Raw genomic sequence first — 25,394 nt, 5'->3', positions numbered from 1 at the left:
GTCACTGAGCAGGTTGGCCCGCATCGGCGGGATAGATACGCTTCCATTCTGTCGCCATATCGACAACCGTCCAGCCCCGCTGCCTGGCTTCATCAAGTGCCTTGTCCAGACGACCAATCTGCGACTGACGGTCATACGCCCATTCGCGTTTGGCATCGGTGTGATGTACCAGACCCATGAAGCGTTTGCCAGCGCCGGCAGCAGTCCATTGGAGCATCTGCAGGTCACCGTCTGAGTTGCCAAATGCCAGAATCGGGCGTCGGCCGATAATATTGTCGATGCTCACGGGTTTGCCCGGCCCGTCGTCGTTATGCGCCAACTTCGGGTTGCGCAGGATGGATGCCTTACCGTCCTTGAACTGGTACGACGTGTCGAACGTTGTGCCGATGACCTGCTCGGGCGGGATGCCGTAAACCTTTTCGGCGAAGGCGCGCATGAAGCCTGTGTCCCCACCAGAGACGATGTAGGTCTTGAAACCTTCGCTGCGCAGATAATCAAGCATCTCGAGCATCGGCTGGAAGATCATCTCGGTATAGGGTTTACCGGTCTTTGGATGTCGGGCCTGCGTCAGCCAAGTCTGGGCATAGTCATTGAATTCTTCTGTAGTCATGCCACTGTGCGTCGCACCGACGATTTTCAGCAACCCATCCATGCCGGTCGCAGCCAGCGCTTTATGGTCGTTTTCAAGCACAGCCTTGAAAGGCTGAGTGGTTTTCCATTCAGGGTGCTGCGCCGCCGTGCGTTTGACCTCGTCGAATGCGAATAACACTTCGAAATACGCCGGCTGCTCGCTCCACAAAGTGCCGTCATTATCGAATACAGCAATACGCTCGGCTGGTTTGACGAAATCCTTGCTCGTCTGGTCGGTTACCGACTGGACAAATTCGATGATGCTCTTTTTTGATGGGCCGTCATTCCACGAAGGCAGTGGCTCACCGGCTTGAACCAGATTTGGCAGCGCAATGAGCAACAGCAGGATCAGACCGAAACGACGGAGATGCAGATTCGGGAGACTCATGAGTAATCCTTGTCATGAACGGGGTTGAGCGGTCTCAAGGCTGGTTTCGGCAAGCCTTGTTTCTCTTTGGCCTGACTGTGCAGCTTAGCCAAGGATTGAGGAAGTTCACGCAACGCTTGGTCTTTATTGGTTTTTTCGCCATAAACGGCGCTTAACAGCGTTTGCATATGTGGGTCGAGTGCCGCGAGCTTCACGCCGAGTCGACCTCGGCGCAGCCACAGATATATAGCGGTCAGTTGAGGAGGCCGGCCTTCGACCTGCGGTCTGATTTGCCGCCAGGCGTAGTCGGCGGATTGCAATCGTGCCTGATGGCGCGCTTGCTGACGGGTTCGCAAGGCGCGGTAGCCACGAGTCAGCAATGGCCGGGCGAACCAGACGCCGGCGATCAGCAAGCTCACAAGTACCAGCCAGCTCAACCACCGGGTGGAAAGATGCAAGCGACTGTCTTGCCCGAGTTGCCGCAGGTCTTCTGCGATCGAAAACACAGGCTTGTAGGCATTGTTTGCGGTGGCCTCAAACGTCACCGCAGGAACTTGAGCGGTACGGACCTGATGGGTGCCGGAGTCCCACCATTTCACTTTGATAGCGGGCAACATGTGAGTGCCGGCGCTATCGATACGGTAACTGGCGCTGTCGATCCGTTCACCACCAAGCAAAAAGCCCCGCCCATCGTCCAGATTGCGTATCTGGGGTGTTTTCAGATAACGGCTCAGGCCGTCAACTGTGCCCAACGGTGGCACCGGCAGCGTCATGGCAAGGGCATTGTCGGCTTGTAGAGTCAACTGCCGAGTAATGCTGTCGCCGACTTTCAAGGGCGAGGCTGAATTGATTATGCGTTGGCTCAATCGCAGTCCCGTTGCAACCAGAGGTATTTCATCCGGCTCGAAGCCCGGCGGTTGGGCCGCGCTGAACTGTACTATTTGACTGGAGGCGCTCTGTTCCTCTGTCGCTTGCCCCGGTGTGGCGCGTACGGTCAGCGCCGGGATTGTGAATTCGCGGGCGACATTCGGTGTGATCAGATAGCGATAACGCATGCCGCTGAACGACTGGCCATCGAGCGTCTGATTGAGGTGCTCGGCCTGGCCATCGGGAGGTAATACCCGCGCGCCATCAAGTACCAGCTCAGGCAGGGTGGGAGCGCTGGTAAACCAGGTGTCTGTCAGGATGTCGAGTTGTAACTCCAACATCTCACCGACCATTGCACCATCGGCAGGCTGCAAATGGGTCCGGACCTTGAGTTGGGGCTCGGCAGCGAGGGCGCTTACGCTGCACAGCAAAAAGGAGGTCAACGCGAGTGAGGCGGTGAGTCTCATGGCGTGGCTCCTGCTTGGTCCTGCAAGCGGAATTTCTGCTTGAGAAACTTCGCAGGGGAGGTTGTCAGGTTTTGTAACCACAGAGCATCCGAGGTTGCCTGTTCGGTTTCAATCGTCTTGCTTTGGCCTTTTCCCGGTGCCTTGTCGAATTTGACCTGGTCCGGTTTGGTATCGGGGGCATTTTGCTCGGCGCTTTCGGTATCTTTCTGCAAAGCCAGCGCCAAAGCGAGGTTAGCGCTGGCTTCTGGAAACTGCGGTTGCAGTTTCAATGCCTGAGAGTAAGCGGCAATCGCCTCATCGAACTTGAATCGGCGCACATAAATGTTGCCCAGATAAAAATAGGCTTGCGGCGTATCGAGGCGGGCGAATGATGTCAGCGCCAAGTCGTAATCGGCCGCTTTGTAGGCTGCGATACCTTTCCACAACGGGTCGGTAAACAGCGCTGCTGCCTGGGGGAAATGCTCATGTTCGAACGCCCACCGCCCTTGCTGATCCCGGGTGAGAAAAGCATCTGTCAGCGCGTTTGCCTGCGCCGGTGCGCTCGGCCATCCGAGCCCGATTGTCAGCAATAGCGCCGGCATCCAGTTGACACTCCACCCCTTGCGAACACTGAACAACGCCAGCAGTAGAAGCGGCCAGCACAACCAATAACCGGCATCCTTCCAGTGCAATACTCGCTGTTCTTCACTGGCACTACGAAAGTGTTGTTGAGCGTGTCCTTCGATCCAGTCCAGATCATCATTGGTAAGTGTCAGACTGCCCAGCGGTGCGTCCAGGGCAGCAGCCAAATCCTTGAGCGCGGCCGGATCAAAACTGCCGATTACAGGGCGCCCGTCAGCTGCGGTACGAGGCTGGCCGTTGCTGTCGAGAATCACACTACCGTTTTCATTTCCGGCTGCCAGCACAAGAACCTGAAGCGAGCCGCCCTGCAACTGTTTGCCGAGGTTCTCTGACTGGGTGGTGTCGGCACCGTCGGTGATCAATAACAGGGTGCCAGGGGTTTTCTCAGCGTCCAGCAAGCGTTTCGCTTGTTCGATCACCGCCGCAACGTCCTTGCCTTGCTTTTCGATCAGTCCCGTATCTAGCGCCTGGATGAACGTGTCCAACAGTTCTGGGTCGTTCGTCGCAGGCAAGACCAGATGTGCGGTTCCTGCGTAGGCGATCAGTCCGGTGCGGGCGCCGGCTCTTCGCTGAATCAAGTCATGAAGTTTATGTTTGACCGCTTCCAGCCGCGTAGGCTGAATATCATTGGCGTCCATCGACGGAGACAGATCGAGGGCGATGATCAACGGTGCACGATTTTCCAGAAAGTCCGGGCGATCCTGTTCCCAGGTCGGTCCGGCAGCAGCCACTGCGCCAAGCACCAGCAGGGCGCACAGTAAATGTACCGGCCGCAGTCGTTGACGGTCCTGTGGAGTGAGTAACAGATGTGGCAGCAAATGCTCTGCAATCTTTCCACGCAGGCTGCGCTGAAGATCGCGACTTTGGCGCCAGATCCACGGCAGCAGAGCTCCGAACGCAGCCAACAGAAGCCATGGCGGACGCAGGAAATGGAAGTCGCTGAGGTTTATGTCCATCTCACACCTCCTGACGCCGGCTCGAGTTGACCATACGGGGCCCGAGCAACGCGGATATGTGATACAGAGCCAACAATACGAGCGCCGCCCCCATCGGCCAGAAGAACAACTCACGCTGGGATTGGTGGCTAAAAGTTTTGACCTGGTGTGGGGTGAGGCGGTCGAGTGTGCTGTACACCTGATCAAGCGCGGTGCGATCTTCGGCCCGAAAGAATTGGCCGCCTGTGGTTTTGGCAATACGCTCCAGCTCGCTCAGATTGACTTTGGCTTCGCCCGTAGCACCGGGATCGCCAATGCCGATTGTATGAATCACTACGCCCTTGGCACCGGCCATTTCCGCGGCGTGATCCGGCGTAATTGCACTACTGGTGTCGTTACCGTCGGTGAGCAGTATCAGGATTTTTTCCTGTTCCTGAGCTTTTTCCAGCATTTTGAGGCCAAGACCAATGGCATCGCCAATCGCGGTATTGGGCCCCGCCATGCCAATGCCAGTGTCGTTCAGCAACAGTGACAGGCTAGCGTGATCGAGTGTCAATGGCGCCTGAGGGTATGCGCCGCTGCCAAATACGATCAAACCGATGCGATCCTCCTTGCGTTTGTCGATAAAGCCCTGCACGACGGCTTTGACCGCAGCCAGGCGATTGGTCTTTTGTCCATTGGCGTCAGTGAAGTCTTCGGTCTCCATTGACTGCGAAATGTCGATGGCCAGCAGCAGATCCCGCACGGGTTGTTGTCGCTCGATAGGCTTTTCAATGAACACAGGGCGAGCGGCGGCGACCAGCAGCAGCGCCCATACCACCAGATTCAACAGCAATTGCCAGCGATTGCCGCGACTGCCAGCAGACGACGGCGTCTCACCCACCGCGCGGCTCATTGCGCTGAAAAAGGGCACGCGCAAAGCACTTCGAGCTTCACGGTAGGCGGGCAGATAACGGTAAGTAACCCAAGGCAACGGTAAAAGAAACAGCAACCACGGATACTCAAACTGCCACATGATGTCGCTCCACCCAGAGTTTGCAGGTATCAAACATTGCATCGCGGCAGGGGGCGGGGAGGGCGAGCAGGGTAGCGTCAGGGGCATAGGCCAGCGTCGCGAGCTGCTGCGCGAACTCGTCGGGGAGCTGTTGATCGATATGTGTTTGAAGGAAAGTCTGCCACTCAGAACCCTCCAACGCTGCAGCATCGGCTCTAGAGGTGAGAGATCTTGGTCCCTGCATAGACAGTGCTACACGTTTGAGCAGTTCAGGCAGTTCCCGGAGCGCATGCAACTCGTCGCTATTAGTGCGCAGCTGCGCCAGCTGTGCCAGCGCCTCGCGCCGGTAGCGATCACTACGCCATTGAATCAAGCGCCTGGTGCCAATGATTGCGGCAGCCAGAAGCAGAATCGCCAATAGAAACCACCAACCCCAGGTTTGCGGTGAATAGCTGACGGGCAGGGGCAGCGCCAACTCCTTGAGTTGCGCGATACTCGGAACGTTCACGCTCATCGTCGTCACCCCGGTTGTTTTCCCAGCTCTGCCCGCAATTGAGTGAGCGACTCTTCGGCAGTACTGAACATCATTAACGGTACCTGGCTGCGGCGGAGCAGGGTGGCAACATCCTTGAGCCGTCCGCCGAGATAGTCACCCAGTGGTTGATGCACCTGACGGCGGCCCACCGCCAACTCCACCTGTAATTCGCCTTGTGTCACCAACAACCTGCCGTCGGTTGGCAGATTTATCGCAATCGGGTCATAGACTTGCATGGCAATCACATCATTGTGTCCCGCCAGTTGCCGCATCAGTTGCAACGTACGCTCACCCGCACCTGCGAAGTCGCTGACGATGCATATCAAGTGGTCATGGCCGGCCAACGCCAGGCAACGCTGCAGAACCTTGTCGAGTTGATCGGCATCTTCGGCATCGGGACTGGACGCATCAAGCTCCTGATTCTGCGCAGCGATACGACTGCATAATGCCTCCACTCGCTTGCGGCTGCGCAAGGGTGAAATGCTGTCGATACGGGAGTCGTTGAACACCAGACCACCCACTCGGTCGCCAGCGTTGAATACAATCCACGCAGCCAGCACCCCAAGTTCGGCAGCGACGACGGACTTGAAGCTGCGCTGAGAGCCGAAGAACATCGACATGCGTTGATCGACCAGAATCAGAGCAGGGCGGTCGCGTTCTTCAGTGAAAGTGCGCACCACAGGCTTGCCGGTACGCAATGAAGCCCGCCAGTCCAAATGCCGCAAATCGTCGCCGGGCTGGTAACGGCGCAATTCGTCAAAGTTCAGGCCTCTGCCACGCAAGCGCGAAGCATGATTACCGGCGAGAATGCTGCCCTGAGGTTGACGCGCAGCAAAGCTGAGCCCTCGAGCCGGAAACTCCAACGCCATCAATTGGGCGAGAGATACATAGACAAACCCATCACTGGTCATGCCGGAATTGCTACCTTGTCCAGTATCCGATCCAGCACTTGGTCAGCCGTCACTCCATCGGCCACTGCGTCATAGCTAAGCTGTATACGATGACGTAGCACCGGATGCACTACAGCGCGCACGTTATCCGGCGAGACGAAGTCCTGGCCTTGCAACCACGCATCGGCGCGGGCGCAGCGATCAAGGCCGATGCCACCACGCGGACTGGCGCCAATACTGATCCAGCGGCCCAGATCTTCGTCATAGTCAGCCGGATAGCGGGTGGCATTGATCAGGTCGATTAGATAACGGTCAATGGCGGGCGAAACATGTATGGCGCTGACTTCCTTACGCGCTGCGAAGATCACATCCTGGGCGAGCTCGAAGTTGTTCTTGGACGCTGTGTTCGAACCTTTGGTGAATTCTTCGTCGCGTAGCAGGCGCAGCACCTGACTTTCATTTTCAGCGCTGGGATAATCGAGCAAGACTTTCATCAGAAAACGATCCATTTGCGCTTCCGGCAGCGGGTAGGTGCCTTCCTGCTCAATGGGGTTTTGGGTCGCGACTACGATAAATAACTCTGGCAAAGGATGACTGTTGCCGGCTACGGTGATCTGTCGTTCCTCCATCGCTTCAAGCAACGCGGCCTGAACTTTGGCCGGTGCGCGATTGATCTCGTCTGCAAGAATCAGGTTGCCAAACAGCGGGCCCGGTTGGAAACGGATTTCATTGCGACCCTCGACCTGATGCAGTACCTCTGCACCAGTGATATCTGATGGCAACAGATCCGGCGTGAACTGAATGCGGCTCATCTTTGCATCAAGATGCTTGGATAGCGCCTTCACCGTGCGCGTCTTGGCCAACCCTGGAAGACTTTCTAGCAGCAAATGCCCGTTAGCCAGCAACCCCAGCAAAATCTGACGGATCACCTGATCCTGCCCGAGCACTGACTCAGAGATATTGGCCTGCAAAGCGTTGAGGTCGGTCAGTGCACTCATTCGAAATCCCTTATGAAATGGAGGCTCAAGGCTTGCGCATAAACGAATCGTCGCAGACAAAGATAGGCCAGGAATTTGATCAGCGCTTGTGTATCGGGAAAAAGTTGAGGCGATGATCCGACCCGATCGTAGTGAGGAGCTTCGGCAAGTTGGCGGATACGCTGGCGAGCGGGGCATCGTTATCTACGCCGTCAACGCACAGGATCCGACCTGTGATAGAAAGAAAATACGTAGAGTGGTCGAGCTAAGAATTCCACTATGAGAGCACGGTGGTGGTACAAGGCTAAGTTTGGCACCGGAGGTTCAGGTGCGTAATCTTTATTTAAAAGCAGATGATTCAGATAAAATGTGGTTTCGAGCAGGGGACTTTGGGCCTCTTCTATAACTCAACTAAACGGTCATTTAGTCGAGTTATTACAGATCGTATTGAAACGATGGAGCAGGTCATGAATCCACGCCCGATTACTGCATCGAACCTGATTGCGTCACTGGACCTTGAGCCTCACGTCGAAGGTGGTTTCTTTCGCAGAACCTACCAGGCCGATCATCGGGACATGCTCGAAACCGCCGGTGGGCCGCGTTATCGGATGACGTCGATTTACTACCTGTTGACCGAAGAATCACCGGTTGGCCAGTTTCATTGCAACCAGTCAGACATCCTGCATTATTTCCATCTGGGCGACGCCATCGAGTACAGCCTGATTCATGCCGACGGTTCACTGCAGACGTTGGTGATGGGCAACGATGTTCTGGCCGGCCAACGACTTCAATTGCACGTACCGGGCGGAATCTGGAAAGCCTCCAGATTGCTGAATGGTTCGAACGGATTTGGTTTGATCAGCGAAGCGGTTTCACCAGGGTTTGATTTCGCGGATATGGAAATGGGAAATCGGCGGAAGCTCACAGCGCAGTATCCGCAGCATCGAGTGCTGATTGAAAAGCTGACGCGTGACGAGGATTGAGCGCAGCACGTTTCAAATGGAGAGATCTGCAGGCACCAAGGATCAGGTCCTTTGAGAGCGATGCTGGAGATTGAAATGGTGTGCGCAACCGGGCTGACTTCGTAATACTTTGTTACGTGTAATGTATATTATGTTAAATGATGTGTCTGGGCGGAACTTTATGAACTCCCGCCTAAAACCATCTGATCCACCTCGGCAATCAGTTGAACAATTCATAGATCTCAGAAACCACCTGCATCGTCGCATCCTCGACCGTTCCTTCATTACGGCACAAAACCCAACCATGATCGGCAGCTGCTTGCTCGAACATCTCCGTACACGCGACATGCTCTGCGTGCTTTTGAATCACAGTACCGCCCAGTCCTCTGGATCGTGCCGTTGCCCTGGCCCATGAAACATCCGGCGTGGTGACGACGCCGACATGCAGGTCAGGTACCTGCACGTTTTGCTCGATATTCAACTGGAGAATCTCTGCAAACGGGACGGTATGGCGAAACGCGGCGTCAGACGGATACCAGCGATCGATCAAGACAATGCTGCCCAGCGGCTGCTTAGTCAGCACTTGCCGGGAGATCCAACTGCGGCTATCAGCAAAGCGCTGACACACAGCCCACTCCAGATCCCGGGAGGGATTTCTGGCAAGTTCGTTAACGAGGGCCATCGTGGCACCCCGGTACGGATCGCTTTTTCTCTCGCAAAGCCGGATGACTTTCTTGTTGTCGGCCCTCAGTACTGCCGTAACCGCTTCCAATAATGTGGTCTTGCCGGTTCCTTTTGGCCCATCCAGAGAAATAAACAGCGGACGATTCATTTTTCACACAACGATTGAGGCATTGATGAGCACTCTATCCTCATTTACTGAAATTGAATCAGCTCATCCCTGCCCTTTGCCTAGACTTGCTTCCCAATGATGTTCGCCAGACCTTTTGACTGCCAGGGAATCACATAAGGAGCCACCCCATGTCAAAGCTATACCCCGGAATCGATCCCGAAGGGCTTATCGAGTACTCCGTGGTCTACACCGACCGCTCGCTGAACCACATGTCGCAGTCCTTTCAGGCCGTGATGAAGAACATTTCCCAGACCCTGAAACAGGTCTACAACGCCGAGGCCGTTGCGGTGGTTCCGGGCAGCGGCACATTCGGCATGGAAGCGGTGGCGCGACAGTTTGCCACCGGCCAGCAATGTCTGGTGATACGCAACGGCTGGTTCAGTTATCGCTGGAGCCAGATCCTTGACACCGGCAACATCCCGGCAGCCACGACGGTGCTGAAAGCCCGACCGGTCGAAACGGGTCGCCAGGCTGCCTACGCCCCGCCACCTCTGGACGAAGTGCTGGCAGCCATTGCGGCTTCGAGGCCGCAGATTGTCTTCGCCCCCCACGTTGAAACCTCATCAGGGATTATCCTGCCCGACGAGTACCTGCGGGCCGTCGGCGACGCCGTGCATGCGGTGGGTGGGCTGTTCGTGCTGGACTGCATCGCTTCCGGCACGCTTTGGGTTGATATGCACAAATGCGCCGTCGACCTGCTGATCAGCGCACCGCAAAAAGGCTGGAGCGCCTCCCCTTGCTGCGCTCTGGTGATGTTCAGTGCTCTGGCCCTCGAACGCATCGAGCAAACGCAAAGCAGCAGCTTCGCCTGCGACCTGAAAAAGTGGCTGCAGATCATGCAGGCCTACGAACAGGGCGGACATGCCTACCACGCGACCATGCCCAGCGATTCCCTCGCGCGGTTCAACGACGTAATGAAAGAGACGCAGGTCTACGGTTTCGACAAGGTCCGCGACGACCAGCAGGTTCTGGGTGACCGGGTGCGCGCCATGTTGGCCGGCAAAGGCTTTAAAAGCGTGGCCGCAGCCGGCTTTCAGGCGCCAGGCGTCGTGGTGAGCTACACCGATGATGCCGATATCAAAAACGGTAAGAAATTTGCCAGCCACGGCCTGCAGATCGCCGCTGGGGTGCCGCTGCAATGCGATGAACCGGCCGACTTCCAGACCTTTCGTATCGGTCTGTTCGGACTCGAAAAGCTGCACAACATCGAGCGGACGGTCAGCACCCTCGAGCGGGCACTGGATGAGCTGATGGTTAGCTAAGCTTTCATCTCGGCCGCAGCCAATACTGTTCCCGCAGATCCTGTCTGGCGGGAACCACCAGGCCGTGATCAACCTGTCATAAATTCCATATCTGCTGGCAAATAGAGGACTTTTCTACCGTTTCAATAGCACCTGAGGTGCCGCGAAGACAAGGCCAGCGTCGATCCGTCGCACCATTGAGCGCCAAAACCCCTTTCATTCTGAATTAGTGATTTAACTAGGTAGTTACCTAACTATATAATGCCCTCCTCATTTCAACGGGACATTCAACGTGAAGCAGAGTCAACGCCTCTCGGGCATATCAACATTCATTCTGGTCGGGCTGGGCGTGATCATCGCCCTGCTCGGCCTGGCACTGGCCGCTGGCGGTGTGAAATTGGTCAGCCTGGGAGGCTCCTGGTACTTCCTGGTGGGTGGTCTGGCGATGGCCATTTCCGGTCTGCTGATCGCACGCCGCAAGCCTTCCGGCGCCTGGCTGTTCGCAGCGTTCCTGCTGGGGACGGCGATCTGGGCAGTCATCGACGCAGGGTTGGTGTTCTGGCCGGTGTTCTCGCGTCTGTTCATGTTCAGCGCCGTGGGTCTGGTAGTTGCGCTGGTCTATCCGCTGCTCAAGCGCGCCAACGGCGGCGTTGCGGGTCGTGGTGCCTACGGTGTTGCCGCTGTTCTGGCGGTTGGACTGGCCGTGGCCGCCGGCAACATGTTCGTCGCGCACCCGACCGTTGCCCCTACTGGCACCGGCCCGGGCCTGACGCCGGTCGAGCCGGAAAAAGCGCAGAAAGACTGGGCACACTACGGTAATACTGAAGGTGGCAGCCGCTTCGCCGCGCTGGACCAAATCAACCGCAGCAACGTCGACAAGTTGAAAGTCGCGTGGACCTACCACACCGGCGACATCGCCGAGAGCGACGGCAACGGCGCCGAAGACCAGCTGACTCCGCTGCAGATCGGCAACAAAGTCTTCATCTGCACCCCGCACAACAACCTGATCGCACTCGATGCCGATACCGGTAAAGAACTCTGGAAAAACGCGATCAATGCTCAATCCAAAGTCTGGCAGCGTTGTCGTGGCATGGCGTATTTCGACGCCAGCGCCGCCGTCGCCAAACCGGCCAGCTCGCCAGTGAGCGAAACCCCGGTCGCGCCCGCAGCCAACTGCACGCGCCGTCTGCTGACCAACACCATCGACGCCCGCCTGATTGCTGTCGATGCCGACACCGGCGAGTTCTGTCAGGGTTTCGGCACCAACGGCCAGGTCGATCTGAAGGCCGGTCTGGGTGATGTCCCGGACAGCTACTATCAACTGTCCTCCGCGCCGCTGATGGCCGGCACCACCGTGGTGGTTGGCGGTCGCGTTGCCGACAACGTGCAGACCGACATGCCGGGCGGCGTGATCCGTGGTTTCGACGTGATGACCGGCGCCATGCGCTGGGCATTCGACCCGGGCAACCCGCAGGATAAAAACGCACCGGCAGACGGCAGCACCTACGTGCGCAGCACGCCGAACAGCTGGGCGCCGATGTCCTATGACCCGGCGACCAACACGATCTTCCTGCCGATGGGCAGTTCGTCCACCGACATCTATGGTGTCGAGCGCAGCAAACTGGACCACACCTACGGCGCTTCGATCCTGGCGCTGGACGCCAACAGCGGCGATGAAAAGTGGGTCTACCAGACCGTACACAACGACCTCTGGGACTTCGACCTGCCGATGCAGCCAAGCCTGATCGACTTCACCAAGGACGGTAAAACCGTTCCGGCGGTGGTGATCGGCACCAAGGCCGGGCAGATTTACGTACTCGACCGCGCCACCGGAAAACCGTTGACCGAAGTAAAAGAAGTGCCGGTCAAGGCAGCCAATATCCCCAACGAGCCGTACTCGCCTACCCAGCCTAAATCGGTCGGTATGCCGCAAATCGGTGCCCAGCACCTGACCGAATCGGACATGTGGGGCGCCACGCCGTACGACCAGTTGCTGTGCCGGATCGATTTCAAGTCGATGCGTTACGACGGCTTGTACACCGCGCCGGGCACTGACAAATCCCTGAGTTTCCCGGGTTCGCTGGGCGGCATGAACTGGGGCAGCATTTCCACTGACCCGGTGCACGGTTTCATCTTCGTCAACGACATGCGTCTGGGCCTGTGGATTCAGATGATCCCGTCGCAGAATAAAGGCCAGGCAACCTCCGGTGGTGAAGCGTTGAACACCGGTATGGGCGCCGTTCCGCTGAAAGGCACGCCTTACGCAGTGAACAAGAACCGCTTCCTGTCGGTTGCCGGCATTCCGTGCCAGGCCCCACCGTTCGGTACGCTGACCGCCATCGACATGAAAACCCAGAAAGTCGCCTGGCAAGTTCCGGTCGGCACCGTTGAAGACACAGGCCCCCTGGGCATCCGCATGCACCTGCCGATCAAGATCGGTCTGCCAACCCTCGGCGGCACGCTGTCGACCCAGGGCGGCCTGATCTTCATCGCCGGCACCCAGGACTTCTATCTGCGCGCCTTCAACAGCGCCAACGGTGAAGAAATCTGGAAAGCGCGTCTGCCGGTCGGCAGCCAAGGTGGCCCGATGACCTATGTGTCGCCGAAAACCGGCAAGCAATATGTGGTTATCACCGCCGGTGGCGCTCGCCAGTCGACCGACCGTGGCGACTACGTGATGGCGTACGCCCTGCCGTAAACCGCAGCGCCCTCCTTCACTTCACTTGTGCGCGGCACCTTCGGGTGCCGCGTCGTTTCATGTCCTTCGCTCTGGATTTCAGCAATGTCATTGGCTGTTCGCTTTTCTCACGCCGGCGTATTCACCGGCATGCTGTTCGGTCTCACCTGCGGCGCTGCCCTGCCCGCCCTCGCCGATACCGATTCGAACGTGTTCACCCGCAGCACCCTGACCGGCGACTGGGGCGGCCTGCGCCACCAGCTCGATAAAGACGGCATCAAGTTCACCGGCGATTACACCGGCGAAACCGCCTACAACGCCGACGGCGGCCTGCATCGCTCGGCGCGCTATTCGCAGAACATCAAGCTCGGCGCGCAGTTCGACCTGAGCAAACTGTACGGCGTCGACAACGCCGGCAAGATCCAGCTGAGCATCAACGACCGTCGCGGCAACAGTGCCTCCGAAGATCTGGTCGGCAACCGTCTGCCCATCCAGGAAAACTACGGCGGCCTCTACACGCGCCTGACCGAGCTGAGCTACGAGCGCAGCATGTTTACCCCGGCGCTGAACGTCAAACTTGGCTACATGGCCATGGGCAACGACCTCGGCGGGCTGGACAGCGGCATTCTCTGCAACTTCATGAACGCCGGTTTCTGCGGTCATCCGCTGAACATGTCCGGTGGCAGCGGCTGGACTAACTACCCCAACGCCCACCTCGGTGTACGGGTGAAATACGACCTCTCCCCTGCCTGGCAACTGCGCGTGGCCGCGTTCAATGTCGACCCGGAAAGCAACGGCAATTCCAGCCGCGCCTGGCACCTGGGCCCGAAACACACCACCGGCACGGTGGTGCCGATCGAGCTGGTCTACAAGCAGGCAGGCAAACTGCCCGGCGAGTACAAGGTCGGTTATTACTACGACAGCTCCGACGTTAAACGCATCGGCAGTGACAAGGAAGTGTCCGGACGCGGCGGCCATTACGTCCTGATCGACCAGGCCGTCTGGGCCTCGGACGCCTCTGAAGGTCGCAGCCTGCACGCCTTCGGCCAATATTCGGCGGCCAGCGAAGCAGCTTCGCCGTTCAGCAAGTGGTACGGCACCGGCCTCGTTCTGTACAAGCCTTTTGAGGGCCGTCCGCGTGACACCGTAGCGCTTGGCTACGGCCGCGCAGTGCCGAACCCGCGCAGCCGTGATGTGCAGCAAGACGCGGCGCTGGACAATGGCGCAGCGTTTCCAAACCTGGACAGCGCCGAGCAATTGATCGAACTCGGCTACGGCTACCAAGCCACTCCATGGCTGACGCTGCGCCCGAATATGCAGTACATCATCGAGCCGGGCGCGTTTTCCGGGAAGGACATCGACAATGCATTGGTGTTTGGATTGCAGGTGAAAGCTGCGCTCTGACGCCAAAGTTTGTCGACCACAAAAAAAGCACCCGAAGGTGCTTTTTTTGTGCGTGCCGCCAACCGAATCAACCCGTGAAGCTGGCCCGCGCTGCGTGCAGTTTCTTGTAGCTCTCGATCAGGCGCAGATGGCGATCCAGCCCTTCCAGCTTCATGCTGGTCGGCGTCAGGCCGTAGAAGCGCACGCTGCCGTTGACCGAGCCGATCGCCGCATCCATGCGCTCGTCGCCGAACATGCGGCGGAAGTTGGCTTCGTAGTCTTCCAGCTCCAGATCTTCGTCCAGCTCCATCTCCAGCACCACGTTGACCGCTTGATAGAACAAGCCGCGCTCGACGGTGTTGTCGTTGTATTGCAGGAAGGCTTCGACCAGATCCTTGGCCTGCTCGTACTTCTGCAAGGCGAGATAGATCAGCAGGCGCAGTTCGAGAATGGTCAACTTGCCCCATGGCGTGTTGTCGTCGAACTCGATACCGATTAGCGTGGTGATGTCGGTGTAATCGTCCAGCTCACTGTGTTCCAGGCCTTTGGCGAGGTTGCGCAGACCGACTTTGCTGAGGTTGTGCAGGTTGAGGATGTCGGCACGGAATTGCAGCGCTTTGTTGGTGTTGTCCCAGATCAGGTCTTCTACCGGATAGATCTCCGAATAGTCCGGTACCAGAATGCGGCAAGCCTTGGCGCCGATGTGCTCGTAGACCGCCATGTAGACTTCCTTGCCCATGTCTTCGAGGATGCCGAACAGCGTCGCGGCCTCTTCGGCGTTGGAGTTTTCGCCGTTGCCGGAGAAATCCCACTCGACGAATTCGAAGTCGGCCTTGGCGCTGAAGAAACGCCACGACACCACACCACTGGAATCGATGAAGTGCTCGACGAAGTTGTTCGGTTCGGTCACGGCCTGGCCCGAGAAGGTCGGCTGCGGCAGATCGTTGAGGCCTTCAAAGCTGCGGCCCTGTAGCAACTCGGTGAGGCTGCGTTCCAGCGCCACTTCGAAGCTCGGGTGCGCGCCGAACGAGGCGAACACGCCGCCGGTGCGCGGGTTCATCAGTGTCACGCACATGACCGGGAATTCACCGCCCAGCGACGCGTCCTTGACCAGCACCGGGAAACCCTGCTCTTCCAGCGCCTTGATCCCGGCGAGAATGCCCGGGTACTTCGCCAGCACCTCTTGCGGCACATCCGGCAGGGCCATTTCGCCTTCGAGGATTTCGCGTTTGACCGCCCGCTCGAAGATTTCCGACAGGCACTGCACCTGGGCTTCAGCCAGGGTGTTGCCGGCGCTCATGCCGTTGCTGAGAAACAGGTTTTCGATCAGGTTGGACGGGAAGTACACCACCTCGTTGTCCGACTGACGCACGAACGGCAGCGAGCAGATGCCGCGCTGGGTGTTGCCGGAGTTGGTGTCGTACAGGTGCGAGCCGCGCAGTTCGCCGTCACGGTTGTAGATGCCCAGGCAGTATTCGTCGAGGATTTCTGCAGGCAACTCATCTTTGGCGCCGGGCTTGAACCAGCGCTCGTCCGGGTAATGCACGAACTCGGCATTGGCGATCTCTTCGCCCCAGAACTGATCGTTGTAGAAGAAGTTGCAGTTCAGCCGCTCGATGAACTCGCCCAGCGCCGAGGCCAGCGCGCCCTCTTTGGTCGCGCCCTTGCCGTTGGTGAAGCACATCGGCGACTGCGCATCGCGGATGTGCAGCGACCAGACGTTGGGCACGATGTTGCGCCACGAAGCGATTTCAATCTTCATGCCCAGGTCGGCAAGAATCCCCGACATGTTGGCGATGGTCTGTTCCAGCGGCAGGTCCTTGCCGGCAATGCAGGTGCCCGCGCCGGACGTGGACGCCGGCATCAGCAAGGCCTGGGCATCGGCGTCGAGGTTCTCGACTTCCTCGATCACGAACTCCGGCCCGGCCTGTACCACCTTCTTCACCGTGCAACGGTCGATCGAGCGCAGGATGCCCTGGCGATCCTTCTCGGAAATGTCCGCCGGCAGCTCGACCTGGATCTTGAAGATCTGGTTGTAGCGGTTTTCCGGATCGACAATGTTGTTCTGCGACAGACGAATGTTTTCGGTCGGGATATTGCGGGTGCTGCAGTACAACTTTACGAAGTAAGCCGCGCACAAGGCCGACGACGCCAGGAAATAGTCGAACGGACCCGGTGCAGAGCCATCGCCCTTGTAACGGATCGGTTGGTCGGCCACCACCGTGAAGTCATCGAACTTGGCTTCGAGTCGGAGGTTGTCGAGAAAATTGACCTTGATTTCCATGCGGGTTACCAGAATAGCGGGCTAAACAAATTGGCCGCCATTATCCGGCTTTTGAGCGTGAAGTCTTGTGCTTTTGCTTAGCGGGGCCTGAGCGGTCAGACACCTTTGACGAACTTCTGAACATCTCGAAGCTGAAGATGTTCTAGATTGAAGAAGTACCGGATCAAGGACGAGCAAATGGACATTTCCAGCCGTGCGACGTCGTTACCCACCCTGCAGGGCTCTGTCACCCGGCGTCTGGCCGTCGCGGTGGGTGCGCTGTTCATTGCCGGAGTGATGGCGGCGACCGCTGCGTTGCTCGGCATTGCCACTCAACTGGATGAGGATGACGTCAATGACGTGCGGTTCTATTCCGGCCGAGCGCTGGAAAACCGCATCACGGCATCGAAGAACTACATCACCAGTTACGCCTACTGGACGACAGCGTATGAACGTTTGAGCGGCACGGTCGACACGAACTGGGCGTATACCGAGCAGAACATGGGCAAGACCCTGTTTACCAGCGACGGCTATGACGGTCTGTTCGTGCTGGATCGGGAACGCACCAAATACGCCGTGGTTCGCGGGCAATTGCTCGATGCGCAACTGCCCCAGTTCCTGCAGCTTCCGGCGAACAGTCTGGTGGAGCAAGTGCAAAGTCAGCCCGACCTGACCAAGCCCGTCAGTAGTTATTCATTGTTCGAAGGCTGGCCGGCGCTGGTCACCGCGGCGGCGATCCTTCCCAACGATGAGCGCCCAGTGGGCGATCCCCAAAAGACTTCGGTACTGGTATTCGTCGACAAACTGACACCCACCAAGTTGCGCAAGATCGGCAGCGGGTATGGGCTGAACAATCTGTCGCTGGCACCGGACGACAGCATCGACCAGGGCCAGCCCCGCGTCCCGCTGGACAGCACCGGATACAGCCTCGTTGCGGATCTGGAGCGACCGGGCCTGCATCTGCTGTGGTCATTGTTGCCCACCCTCGGCTCCGCCTTGATTGTGTTGATGGCGCTGACGGCCTGGTTCTTTCGCCATGCATTGCGTTCCTCGCGCTATGTCGACAACAGTTTTGAAGCGATGCAGGCCTCGAATCAGGCACTGCTGGCGTCCAACCGCGCACTGGAAGCCAGCGAAGAGCGCTTCCGGGCGGTGGCCGAAGCCGCGTCCGACTGGATCTGGGAAGTGGATGAAGCGTTGTCCATCACCTATCTGTCGACCCGGTTCAGTGCGGTCACCGGCTATCCGCAGGCCCAATGGATCGGGAAACACATCGGGCACTTGCTTGTCTGCGACACCACGCCGCTGGATCTGTGGCTGAAAAAACTCGATGAGGAGAACAACGCCAGCGACCTGCGCTGCACCTACCGTGACCGCAAGGAACAACAGCGCCACTGCCGCCTCTCGGCCCGGCCCATCGTGGAAAGAGCGGCAGTCGTCGGCTATCGCGGCACGGCCAGCGACATCACCGATGAAGTCGCCGCCCATGCGCAGATCCAGCACCTGTCCTTGCATGACGCGCTGACGGGACTGCCCAACCGCAACAAACTGTCGCGCTATCTGGACGACGCTCTGCTGCTCAAGGAACACGCTCCGCCTGTGTCGCTGTTGATGATTGACCTGGACAATTTCAAGCCGATCAACGATTCGCTCGGCCACCCCGCCGGCGATGCTGTTTTGCAGGAGGTTGCCGGCCGACTGCGCGAATGCACGCGTGACCACGATATCGTCGCCCGTCTGGGCGGTGACGAGTTCGTCGTTGTGCTCTGCGGCATGGACACGCATCAGGAGATCGACAGGTTCTGCACACGCCTGATCGGCAGCCTGCATCAGCCCATCCTCTTCGAACAGCAGCCGTTGCACATCGGCGCCAGCATCGGAATCGCCCTGAGCCGGCGTCACGGGTACATCGCCAGCGAGCTGATCCGTTGCGCGGACATTGCGCTGTACCAGGCCAAATCCGAAGGCAAGAACACCTGGTGCTATTTCGAAGCGCACATGAGCGATCAGATCCAGACCCGTCGGCAGATGGAGGACGACCTTCGAAGGGCCCTGACGAACAATGAGTTCGTGCTGCACTATCAACCCCGATACAAAGTCGATGGCAAGCAGATCGTCTCGGTCGAGGCACTGGTGCGCTGGCAGCATCCTGCCAAAGGCTTGCTCGGGCCGGATTTATTCATTCCGCTGGCCGAACAGACCGACCTGATTGTTCCCCTCGGTCGCTGGGTCCTGCGTGAGGCTTGTGAAACGGCACTGACCTGGCCGGCGGACATTCTCCTGTCGGTCAACCTGTCACCTGCGCAGTTTGCGATCAGCGATGTGGTCGAAGATGTACGCGAAGTGCTGGTCGGCACTCGCTTCCCGGCCAGCCGGCTGGAGCTGGAAATCACCGAGAACGTAATGCTCAACGACACGGACGGCGCGCTGACCACCATGACCGCGCTCAAGGAACTGGGGGTGCGCCTGAACATGGATGACTTCGGCACCGGTTATTCCTCCCTTGGCTATCTGCGGGCCTACCCGTTCGATGGCATCAAGATCGACAAACGCTTCATCGCGTCCATTAGCACCGGCGCCAATGATCGGGCGGTGGTACAGGCCATCATCGGACTGGGTAAAGCGATGGGGCTGACCGTGACCGCCGAAGGCGTCGAAACCGAGGAACAACTGGACATCCTGGGCAAGGATCAATGCAACGAAGTTCAGGGTTATTACATGAGTCGCCCGATCGACAAGGCGGCCTTCGCCAGTCTTCTGCAAACATCAAGAGTCGCTGTTGTCGATCCTTCCAGACAGCGAAAAGGCCGGGTGACCTGAGGACGCTGACTCAGCACATCCGCTCAATCGCGGCGCGACTGTTTGCTTCAGTATCCGGCGACTTCCATCACGGCCGGTCACTGACACATGAAAGGTTTCATGCAACCGCGTTTCGCCCTGGCACTGTTGTATTGCGCAATGACCGACTCGGCATTTGCCAGCGGATTTCTCGACGACGCCAAAACCGAAGTGCTCAGCCGCAACTTCTACCTGAGCAACGACTATCGCTCGCCCTCTCCGTCCGGGAAAAACTACAAACAGGAATGGGCTCAAGGGTTTATCGGCACTTTCGCATCCGGTTTCACGGATGGAACCATCGGCGTTGGCCTCGATGCTCATGCCTTTTATGGTTTGAAACTCGATGGCGGCAAAGGGCATTCCGGCACGGGACTGTTGCCGGTGGACAGTGATGGCCGTAGCGAAAGCGAATACTCCAGCGCGGGTGGTGCGCTGAAGCTCAAGGCCTCGAAAACCACCCTCGCCTTCGGTGAAATGACCGTGGAAACGCCGGTATTCGACACTTCGGACAAACGCCTGCAACCGGAATACGCCACGGGGTTTCTGCTCGACAGCCGCGAGATCGATAACGCGCGTCTTGTCGCCGGGCGTTTCACGGCGTTCAAGAATCAGGACAGCTCTTCCGGCAGAGGCGATTTTCAGGGCTATGGCGCCAGCACCCGGGGCGAAAGCATCAGTTTTGTCGGCACCGACCTGTTCAGCGACAGCCCGGTGGGCGGCGCGCTGTATGCGTCCGACCTGAGCGACACCTGGCGCCAGTACTACGCCAACCTGCATTTCAAACGGTCCGGTGTGCTGCTCGACGCCAACGTCTACCACACCCGCGACACCGGACAGGCACTGGCGGGAGAAATCGACAACACCGCGTTCAGCCTCTCGGGCAAATACACCTTCGGCGCCCACGCGGTCATGCTCGGCTGGCAACGCATCAATGGTGACACGCCGTTCGATTTCGTCGGCGGCGACTCGATCTACCTGGCCAACTCGATCAAATACGCCGACTTCAACGGCGCCAACGAACGTTCCTGGCAAGCACGTTACGACCTGGATCTCGGCGCCTTCGGCATTCCCGGGCTGAACTTCATGACCCGCTATGTTTCCGGCAGCCACATCGACGGCACCCACGCACCCAAGGGCGGCGCCTACAACCCGTTCGACGCGGACAGCGGGCAATATCAGCCGCAGCAAGGGGACGGCGGCAAACACTGGGAACGCGACATCGATCTGCGCTACATCGTCCAGTCCGGCGCGGCCAAGGATCTGTCGGTGCAGCTGTCCCACGTTTCGCACCGGGCCAACAGCGCCCAAGCGGGCGATGACATCGACCGGATCTACGTGGTGATCCAGTACCCGTTGGGCTTTTGAGGGAAATTGGCGGAAGGCAGCCGGAGTCGAACCTGCCCGGGAACGGATGCCGTCCCCAACCGGGTTTGAAGCCCGGCCGCGCCACCGGGCGCGATTGCCTTCCATGAACTCAGTCCGCGCCGGGGTTGGCCAGCGCACTGTCGGAGCGGATTTGCCGGCCTTCGCCGACGCGCCGGGTCAGGCCCAGCCGATCGAAGTATTCGAGGATCTGAATACTGCGCTTGCGTCCCAAGCCTAGCGCATCGCGGAAGGCCGTGACTTCGATCTGCGGATTTTCTTCGGCCAGGCGCAGCAGCACCGCCGCCATTTGCCGCAGCGTGATGTCGGTGACAAACAGGTCGCGCACCACTTGATGCATCACGCCAAGGCGCGCCAGTTTGCGCAGCAGCAAACGCACGATCGCATCTTCCTGACCGACGACTTTCGCCACGTCACGAACCCACGGCGGATCGAAGCCGGCCTGTTCGAACAATGGCTGCAGCGCCTGCCACAGGGTTTCGTCGTCGGCGCTCAGGCGCACCTGATGGTCGGGCAAATGCAGCCACGGGCCGCTGGCGACCAGGGAGCCGGCGCCGAGCAGTTCTTCCAGCAGGCTGATAAAGGTCGCGCGTTCGAGGCTCAAACCGCTGAAACGCCGCAGACGGTCACGATCCGGGCCCATCTGATCGGGCTCCAGCTCATGAAAGCGCGCCAGTTGTTCCAGCAAGGTGAACTTGAGCATGCCCCAGCGCTGCGCATTGAACAGCACCGGGCCTTGTCGGGTTTCGATCAGGCGGACGTTGTCCGGCAGCGTCCAGCCGTCACGCGGACGATTGAACTGACGTTCCAGACGCTGCGGATCGAGGCCGCTTGCGCTGTATTCCAGTAGCGTCGGCAACGCCTGTTCCAGCTCGGAGCTGATCGCCAGCACACGCAGTTGCGCCAGCCGTTCCGGACTGCGGCGCTGACGGGCCGGGGCGAAGGGATCGAGCACACGCCCGCCGCCGAGCGTTCGCTGGGCGCTGGCATCACGCAGGATCAGCGGATCGCCGTGGACGCCATGCACCGGAGCGTTCGTCAGCAGTTGCGCAAACATGCGCTCGCCGGGCGCCAGGCTTGAACCCTCCAGCAAGGCGACCCGCGCGATCACGTCCTGAGTGCCCAGATGCAGGTGCACCGGCTGGAAATGCTCGAAAACCCGCTCGCCCGGCAACAACCGGAATTCGATATCCAGCCGCTGGGTCGGCGCGTGCAGCCATTCGGCGAGCAACCATTGGCCGCGATGGATCTGCCCGAGTTCCAGACGATCCGCGCTGATGTTCAGGGCCACGCGCTGGCCGGCGAAGGCTTGTTCGGCGGCGTGATTCTGCGCGTGCAGGCCCCTGACCCGCACGGTTTTGCCCGCCGGGCCGAGGCTGAGTTTGTCACCCACGACGACCGAGCCCGAAAGCGCCGTCCCCGTCACCACGATCCCGGCGCCGGCGACACTGAACGCCCGGTCGATGGCCAGGCGAAAACCGCCTTCGCGACTGCGCTCCTCGCCTTCTATCTGCAGCAATGTCTGGCGCAGCGCATCGACGCCCTCGCCCGTCACGCTGGAAACCGTCAGCAACGGTGCTTCGGCATAGGGCCCGGGTGCCAGCAGGCTTTCAACCTGTCGGCGAACCTCTTCCACCCTGCCCGCCTCGACCCGATCACACTTGGTGATCGCCACCAGCGCCCGTGGAATGCCCAGCAGCTCGACAATCGCCAGATGCTCGCGGGTCTGCGGCATCACGCCGTCATCCGCCGCCACCACCAGCAATACCAGATCGATGCCCTGCGCGCCTGCGAGCATGTTGTGGGTGAATTTCTCGTGGCCCGGCACGTCGATGAAACCGGTCAGCCCGGCGCCGGGCGCCAGTTCTGCGTACACATAACCGAGGTCGATGGTCATCCCGCGCTCGCGTTCCTGCGGGCGGCGGTCGCCGGTTTGCCCGGTCAGCGCTTGCAGCAGTGACGTCTTGCCGTGGTCGATGTGCCCTGCCGTGCCGACGATCACGTTTGCAACTGCCCGAGTTGCGCCTGCCACGCCGGTTCATCGTCGAGTTGCCGCAGATCCAGCCACAACGCGTCGTCATCGATCCGCCCGAGCACCGGGATCGGCAAGGCGCGCAGCGCGGCTTCCAGATTCAGCAGGCAACGGCCGCGCAGGCGTTTCGATACTTGCGGGCGCAGGCACAGCGCTGCGCTTGGCAGGCGCGCCACCGGTTGGCTGCCGCTGCCGATCATGCCCAGCGCGGGCTCCGCCGTGACGATCCAGCCCTCGCCCAACAGTTCGGACAAGGTCGGTCGCAGGCGTTCGGCCTGGGCCAGAATCTCGGCTTGCGGTCGGGTCAACAGGCGCAGGCTCGGCAAACGCTCGGCCAGACGATCCGGGTCGCGATAGAGCCCGAGCACCGCTTCGAGTGCGGCCAGCGTCAGTTTGTCGACCCGCAACGCGCGTTTCAGCGGGTTCTTCTTGATCTTCGCGATCAAGTCCTTGCGCCCGACAATGACCCCGGCCTGCGGCCCGCCCAGCAGTTTGTCGCCGCTGAAGGTGACGATGTCGGCGCCATCGAGCAGCGCCTGACGCACCGTCGGTTCCGCCGGCAAACCCCAGCGGGTCAGGTCCAACAGGCTGCCGCTGCCAAGATCTTCCAGCAGCGGCAGGTCATGCCGATGGGCCAACGCCGCCAGTTCGGAGGTCGGCACCCGGGCGGTGAAGCCTTCTATGCTGTAGTTGCTCGCGTGCACGCGCATGATCAGGCCGCTACGTGGGCCGATTGCCGCCTCGTAGTCGCGGGCATGGGTGCGATTGGTGGTGCCGACCTCGTGCAGGCGCACGCCGGCGCGGCTCATGATGTCGGGGATGCGGAACGCGCCGCCGATCTCGATCAGCTCGCCCCGGGAAATGATGCCTTCCTTGCGCGCGCCGAGGCTGTTGAGCGTCAGCAGCACAGCGGCGGCATTGTTGTTGACCACGGTTACGGCTTCGGCGCCGGTCAGCTCGCGGATCAGGCCTTCGATCAGATCGTCGCGGTCACCGCGCTTGCCACTGGCCAGATCGAACTCCAGATTCAGGGGATAGCGCGCCGCGAGCTGCACGGCGTCGATGGCTTCTTCGGGCAACAAAGCCCGGCCGAGGTTGGTGTGCAGCACGGTGCCGGTCAGGTTGAACACCCGGCGCACCTGGCTGCGCTGCTTCAATGCCAGACGTTCGGCAACTCTTCCGGCGAGGGCTTCTGGGCTGATTTCAACGGCGGTCAGTCGCCCCGCCACCACCGCTTCGCGCAAGTCATCCAGCAACTGGCGAAACCCCGTCAACAGGGCCTCACGCCCGTAACGCTCGGCCAATGGCTGGCACGCGGGGTGGCGCAACAGGCTGTCAATCGACGGTAACCGCAGGGCAACACTTACGGACATCAGGCACTCCCGAAATCGAAATACGCCTGATGATGTTAGACCACCCTGCTTCTAGCGCAGCGCGGCCCGCTGAACCGGCACATAGGTTTGACTCAAGTCCGTCGCCCAGCCATCGAGCACGGCTTTCACGTTATCGGGCGTCATGATCTGTTTGTCGTTTTCCAGCGGCACGCCCTTGCCCTTGCGCACCACCTCGGCCACAACCTCCCCGGTCGAACCGTCCTCGAAGGACACTTCGGTGGCGATCTCACTGTCCCGGTCACGAATGCCGGTAGCGCTGCTCACCCCGGCCGCGACCAGTGTCACCGGCAGCCATTCATAAAAGCGCAGACCCTGGGTACTGGCGGCGACCTGGGTGATGGCCGGTTTGACGATCAGTGTGTTAGGGCCGGGTTTAGAAACCAGCGGCAGCACCTTGCCCAGCTCGAGCCTGAGGGCTGCGTCGTAGTAGTGGGTCACGCCCGACAAGGTACTTTGGGGAATGCGCTGCGACGGCTGGGGCCGGGGATAGAACTGGCTCGGCGCCAGGTAAACCTGGGTGTAACGCCCCCTCATCAGTGTCGGGCTGACCCAGCTCAGAATCTTGTGCCCCGAAGCGGTCTGCCCTTCCTTGAGCACGCTGTAATCCCGCAGAAACCCGGCCTGCGGCTCGGCCGGAAGCTTTTTGCTGCTGCACGCCGACAGGCTGAGGGTGGCGGCAAACAGCACGGCCAGTGAGCGATGGCTATTCATCGATGGTGTTTCCTTGTTCAAGCGTGGACGTGGCTGTGCGGGGTGTTGTCGGAGCACTCGATGCGCAACTGGCCGTGGGTCATGATCCATTGGATGAATTCGGCGGTAGGAATCGTGTGCAGGTATTCGACCCAATGGGCCTCGGTCGGGCTGAACCGTTCGAAATAGCGGCGCAGGATCAACTGGCTCTGATCGTTCGTCAGCCCCAGGCACGTCTCTTGGAACAGGATCGGCGTGTCGGGACCCGGTGCGGTGGTGCGCTGGGTCAGGATCAACGGGCGCACGGCGCCATGGTCCCGGGTGATGTAGCCGCTGTTCATGTCCTTCATGTTGAGCCCCCTTGGTTGGAAGGCCTGCAGAGTGCCTGCGGATGT

General features: G+C 59.6%; 19 protein-coding genes and 1 tRNA gene. 6 read left to right on the top strand and 14 right to left on the bottom strand.

Going from position 1 to position 25,394, the window contains the following annotated elements; genetic code table 11:
* Window position 1: 1 nt before the first annotated feature.
* The 7 genes from EIY71_RS01030 to EIY71_RS01000 are packed head-to-tail and all read right to left on the bottom strand — an operon-like array spanning window position 2 to window position 7,304.
* On the bottom strand, window positions 2–1,018 hold the full coding sequence (locus EIY71_RS01030; RefSeq protein ID WP_085745681.1) for an HAD family phosphatase: 1,017 nt from the start codon (window positions 1,016–1,018) through the stop codon (window positions 2–4).
* The gene (locus EIY71_RS01025) at window positions 1,015–2,331 is read right to left on the bottom strand and encodes a BatD family protein (RefSeq protein ID WP_085745682.1); all 1,317 of its coding nucleotides are present in this window, start codon (window positions 2,329–2,331) and stop codon (window positions 1,015–1,017) included. The genes EIY71_RS01030 and EIY71_RS01025 overlap by 4 nt, the downstream gene beginning before the upstream one ends.
* Window positions 2,328–3,908 carry a VWA domain-containing protein gene (locus EIY71_RS01020; protein ID WP_134020010.1) on the bottom strand — a complete coding sequence of 527 codons (1,581 nt, stop codon included), beginning with the start codon at window positions 3,906–3,908 and terminating at the stop codon, window positions 2,328–2,330. The genes EIY71_RS01025 and EIY71_RS01020 overlap by 4 nt, the downstream gene beginning before the upstream one ends.
* Before the next feature lies 1 nt (window position 3,909).
* Window positions 3,910–4,902 (bottom strand): VWA domain-containing protein, encoded by a 993-nt coding sequence (locus EIY71_RS01015; protein ID WP_134020007.1) that lies wholly within the window; start codon window positions 4,900–4,902, stop codon window positions 3,910–3,912.
* Window positions 4,889–5,395 (bottom strand): DUF4381 domain-containing protein, encoded by a 507-nt coding sequence (locus EIY71_RS01010; protein ID WP_134020004.1) that lies wholly within the window; start codon window positions 5,393–5,395, stop codon window positions 4,889–4,891. Before EIY71_RS01010 ends, EIY71_RS01015 begins: the two co-directional genes overlap by 14 nt.
* Window positions 5,396–5,400: 5 nt before the next feature.
* Entirely contained in the window at window positions 5,401–6,327 is a 927-nt protein-coding gene (locus EIY71_RS01005) for a DUF58 domain-containing protein (protein WP_134020001.1), read from the bottom strand.
* Entirely contained in the window at window positions 6,324–7,304 is a 981-nt protein-coding gene (locus EIY71_RS01000) for a MoxR family ATPase (protein WP_134019998.1), read from the bottom strand. The genes EIY71_RS01005 and EIY71_RS01000 overlap by 4 nt, the downstream gene beginning before the upstream one ends.
* 446 nt (window positions 7,305–7,750) lie before the next feature.
* Here EIY71_RS01000 and EIY71_RS00995 point away from each other — a divergent pair, with 446 nt between their 5' ends.
* Window positions 7,751–8,266 (top strand): cupin domain-containing protein, encoded by a 516-nt coding sequence (locus EIY71_RS00995; RefSeq protein ID WP_134019995.1) that lies wholly within the window; start codon window positions 7,751–7,753, stop codon window positions 8,264–8,266.
* Window positions 8,267–8,465: 199 nt separating this feature from the next.
* Here the strand turns inward: EIY71_RS00995 and EIY71_RS00990 are convergent, their stop codons facing one another.
* A complete protein-coding gene (locus tag EIY71_RS00990; protein WP_134019992.1) occupies window positions 8,466–9,077 on the bottom strand; it encodes a dTMP kinase in 612 nt (203 codons plus the stop codon).
* Window positions 9,078–9,226: 149 nt separating this feature from the next.
* Here EIY71_RS00990 and EIY71_RS00985 point away from each other — a divergent pair, with 149 nt between their 5' ends.
* The 3 genes from EIY71_RS00985 to EIY71_RS00975 all read left to right on the top strand — a co-directional run bounded on the left by EIY71_RS00985 (window position 9,227) and on the right by EIY71_RS00975 (window position 14,420).
* Entirely contained in the window at window positions 9,227–10,360 is a 1,134-nt protein-coding gene (locus EIY71_RS00985) for an aminotransferase class V-fold PLP-dependent enzyme (RefSeq protein WP_085745690.1), read from the top strand.
* 271 nt (window positions 10,361–10,631) lie between these two features.
* A complete protein-coding gene (locus tag EIY71_RS00980) occupies window positions 10,632–13,037 on the top strand; it encodes a glucose/quinate/shikimate family membrane-bound PQQ-dependent dehydrogenase (protein WP_134019989.1) in 2,406 nt (801 codons plus the stop codon).
* A gap of 84 nt (window positions 13,038–13,121) precedes the next feature.
* Window positions 13,122–14,420: a carbohydrate porin gene (locus EIY71_RS00975; RefSeq protein ID WP_134019986.1), complete on the top strand. Its 1,299-nt coding sequence runs from the start codon at window positions 13,122–13,124 to the stop codon at window positions 14,418–14,420.
* 67 nt (window positions 14,421–14,487) lie between these two features.
* Here the strand turns inward: EIY71_RS00975 and EIY71_RS00970 are convergent, their stop codons facing one another.
* A complete protein-coding gene (locus tag EIY71_RS00970; RefSeq protein WP_134019983.1) occupies window positions 14,488–16,683 on the bottom strand; it encodes an OsmC domain/YcaO domain-containing protein in 2,196 nt (731 codons plus the stop codon).
* A gap of 177 nt (window positions 16,684–16,860) precedes the next feature.
* Here EIY71_RS00970 and EIY71_RS00965 point away from each other — a divergent pair, with 177 nt between their 5' ends.
* Both EIY71_RS00965 and EIY71_RS00960 read left to right on the top strand, forming a co-directional pair.
* The gene (locus EIY71_RS00965) at window positions 16,861–19,482 is read left to right on the top strand and encodes an EAL domain-containing protein (protein WP_134019980.1); all 2,622 of its coding nucleotides are present in this window, start codon (window positions 16,861–16,863) and stop codon (window positions 19,480–19,482) included.
* A gap of 99 nt (window positions 19,483–19,581) precedes the next feature.
* Window positions 19,582–20,865, top strand: coding sequence for an OprD family porin (locus EIY71_RS00960; protein ID WP_256661065.1), 1,284 nt, complete (start codon window positions 19,582–19,584; stop codon window positions 20,863–20,865).
* Window positions 20,866–20,872: 7 nt separating this feature from the next.
* Here the strand turns inward: EIY71_RS00960 and EIY71_RS00955 are convergent.
* The 5 genes from EIY71_RS00955 to EIY71_RS00935 all read right to left on the bottom strand — a co-directional run bounded on the left by EIY71_RS00955 (window position 20,873) and on the right by EIY71_RS00935 (window position 25,349).
* Window positions 20,873–20,968: transfer RNA gene (locus EIY71_RS00955), tRNA-Sec, on the bottom strand.
* A 6-nt stretch (window positions 20,969–20,974) separates the two neighbouring features.
* A complete protein-coding gene (selB, locus tag EIY71_RS00950) occupies window positions 20,975–22,885 on the bottom strand; it encodes a selenocysteine-specific translation elongation factor (protein WP_134020311.1) in 1,911 nt (636 codons plus the stop codon).
* Window positions 22,882–24,288: an L-seryl-tRNA(Sec) selenium transferase gene (selA, locus tag EIY71_RS00945; RefSeq protein WP_134019974.1), complete on the bottom strand. Its 1,407-nt coding sequence runs from the start codon at window positions 24,286–24,288 to the stop codon at window positions 22,882–22,884. The genes selB and selA overlap by 4 nt, the downstream gene beginning before the upstream one ends.
* 51 nt (window positions 24,289–24,339) lie before the next feature.
* A complete protein-coding gene (locus tag EIY71_RS00940; protein ID WP_134019971.1) occupies window positions 24,340–25,020 on the bottom strand; it encodes a DUF3313 domain-containing protein in 681 nt (226 codons plus the stop codon).
* Window positions 25,021–25,037: 17 nt separating this feature from the next.
* Window positions 25,038–25,349 (bottom strand): hypothetical protein, encoded by a 312-nt coding sequence (locus EIY71_RS00935; RefSeq protein ID WP_129973772.1) that lies wholly within the window; start codon window positions 25,347–25,349, stop codon window positions 25,038–25,040.
* Window positions 25,350–25,394: the final 45 nt, after the last annotated feature.

Origin of the sequence: Pseudomonas sp. CH235, from assembly GCF_004368175.1 — a bacterium.
GTDB lineage: Bacteria > Pseudomonadota > Gammaproteobacteria > Pseudomonadales > Pseudomonadaceae > Aquipseudomonas > Aquipseudomonas paraglycinae.
Note: the sequence above shows the minus strand (reverse complement) of the source record. Positions and strands in the feature narration are given on the sequence as shown.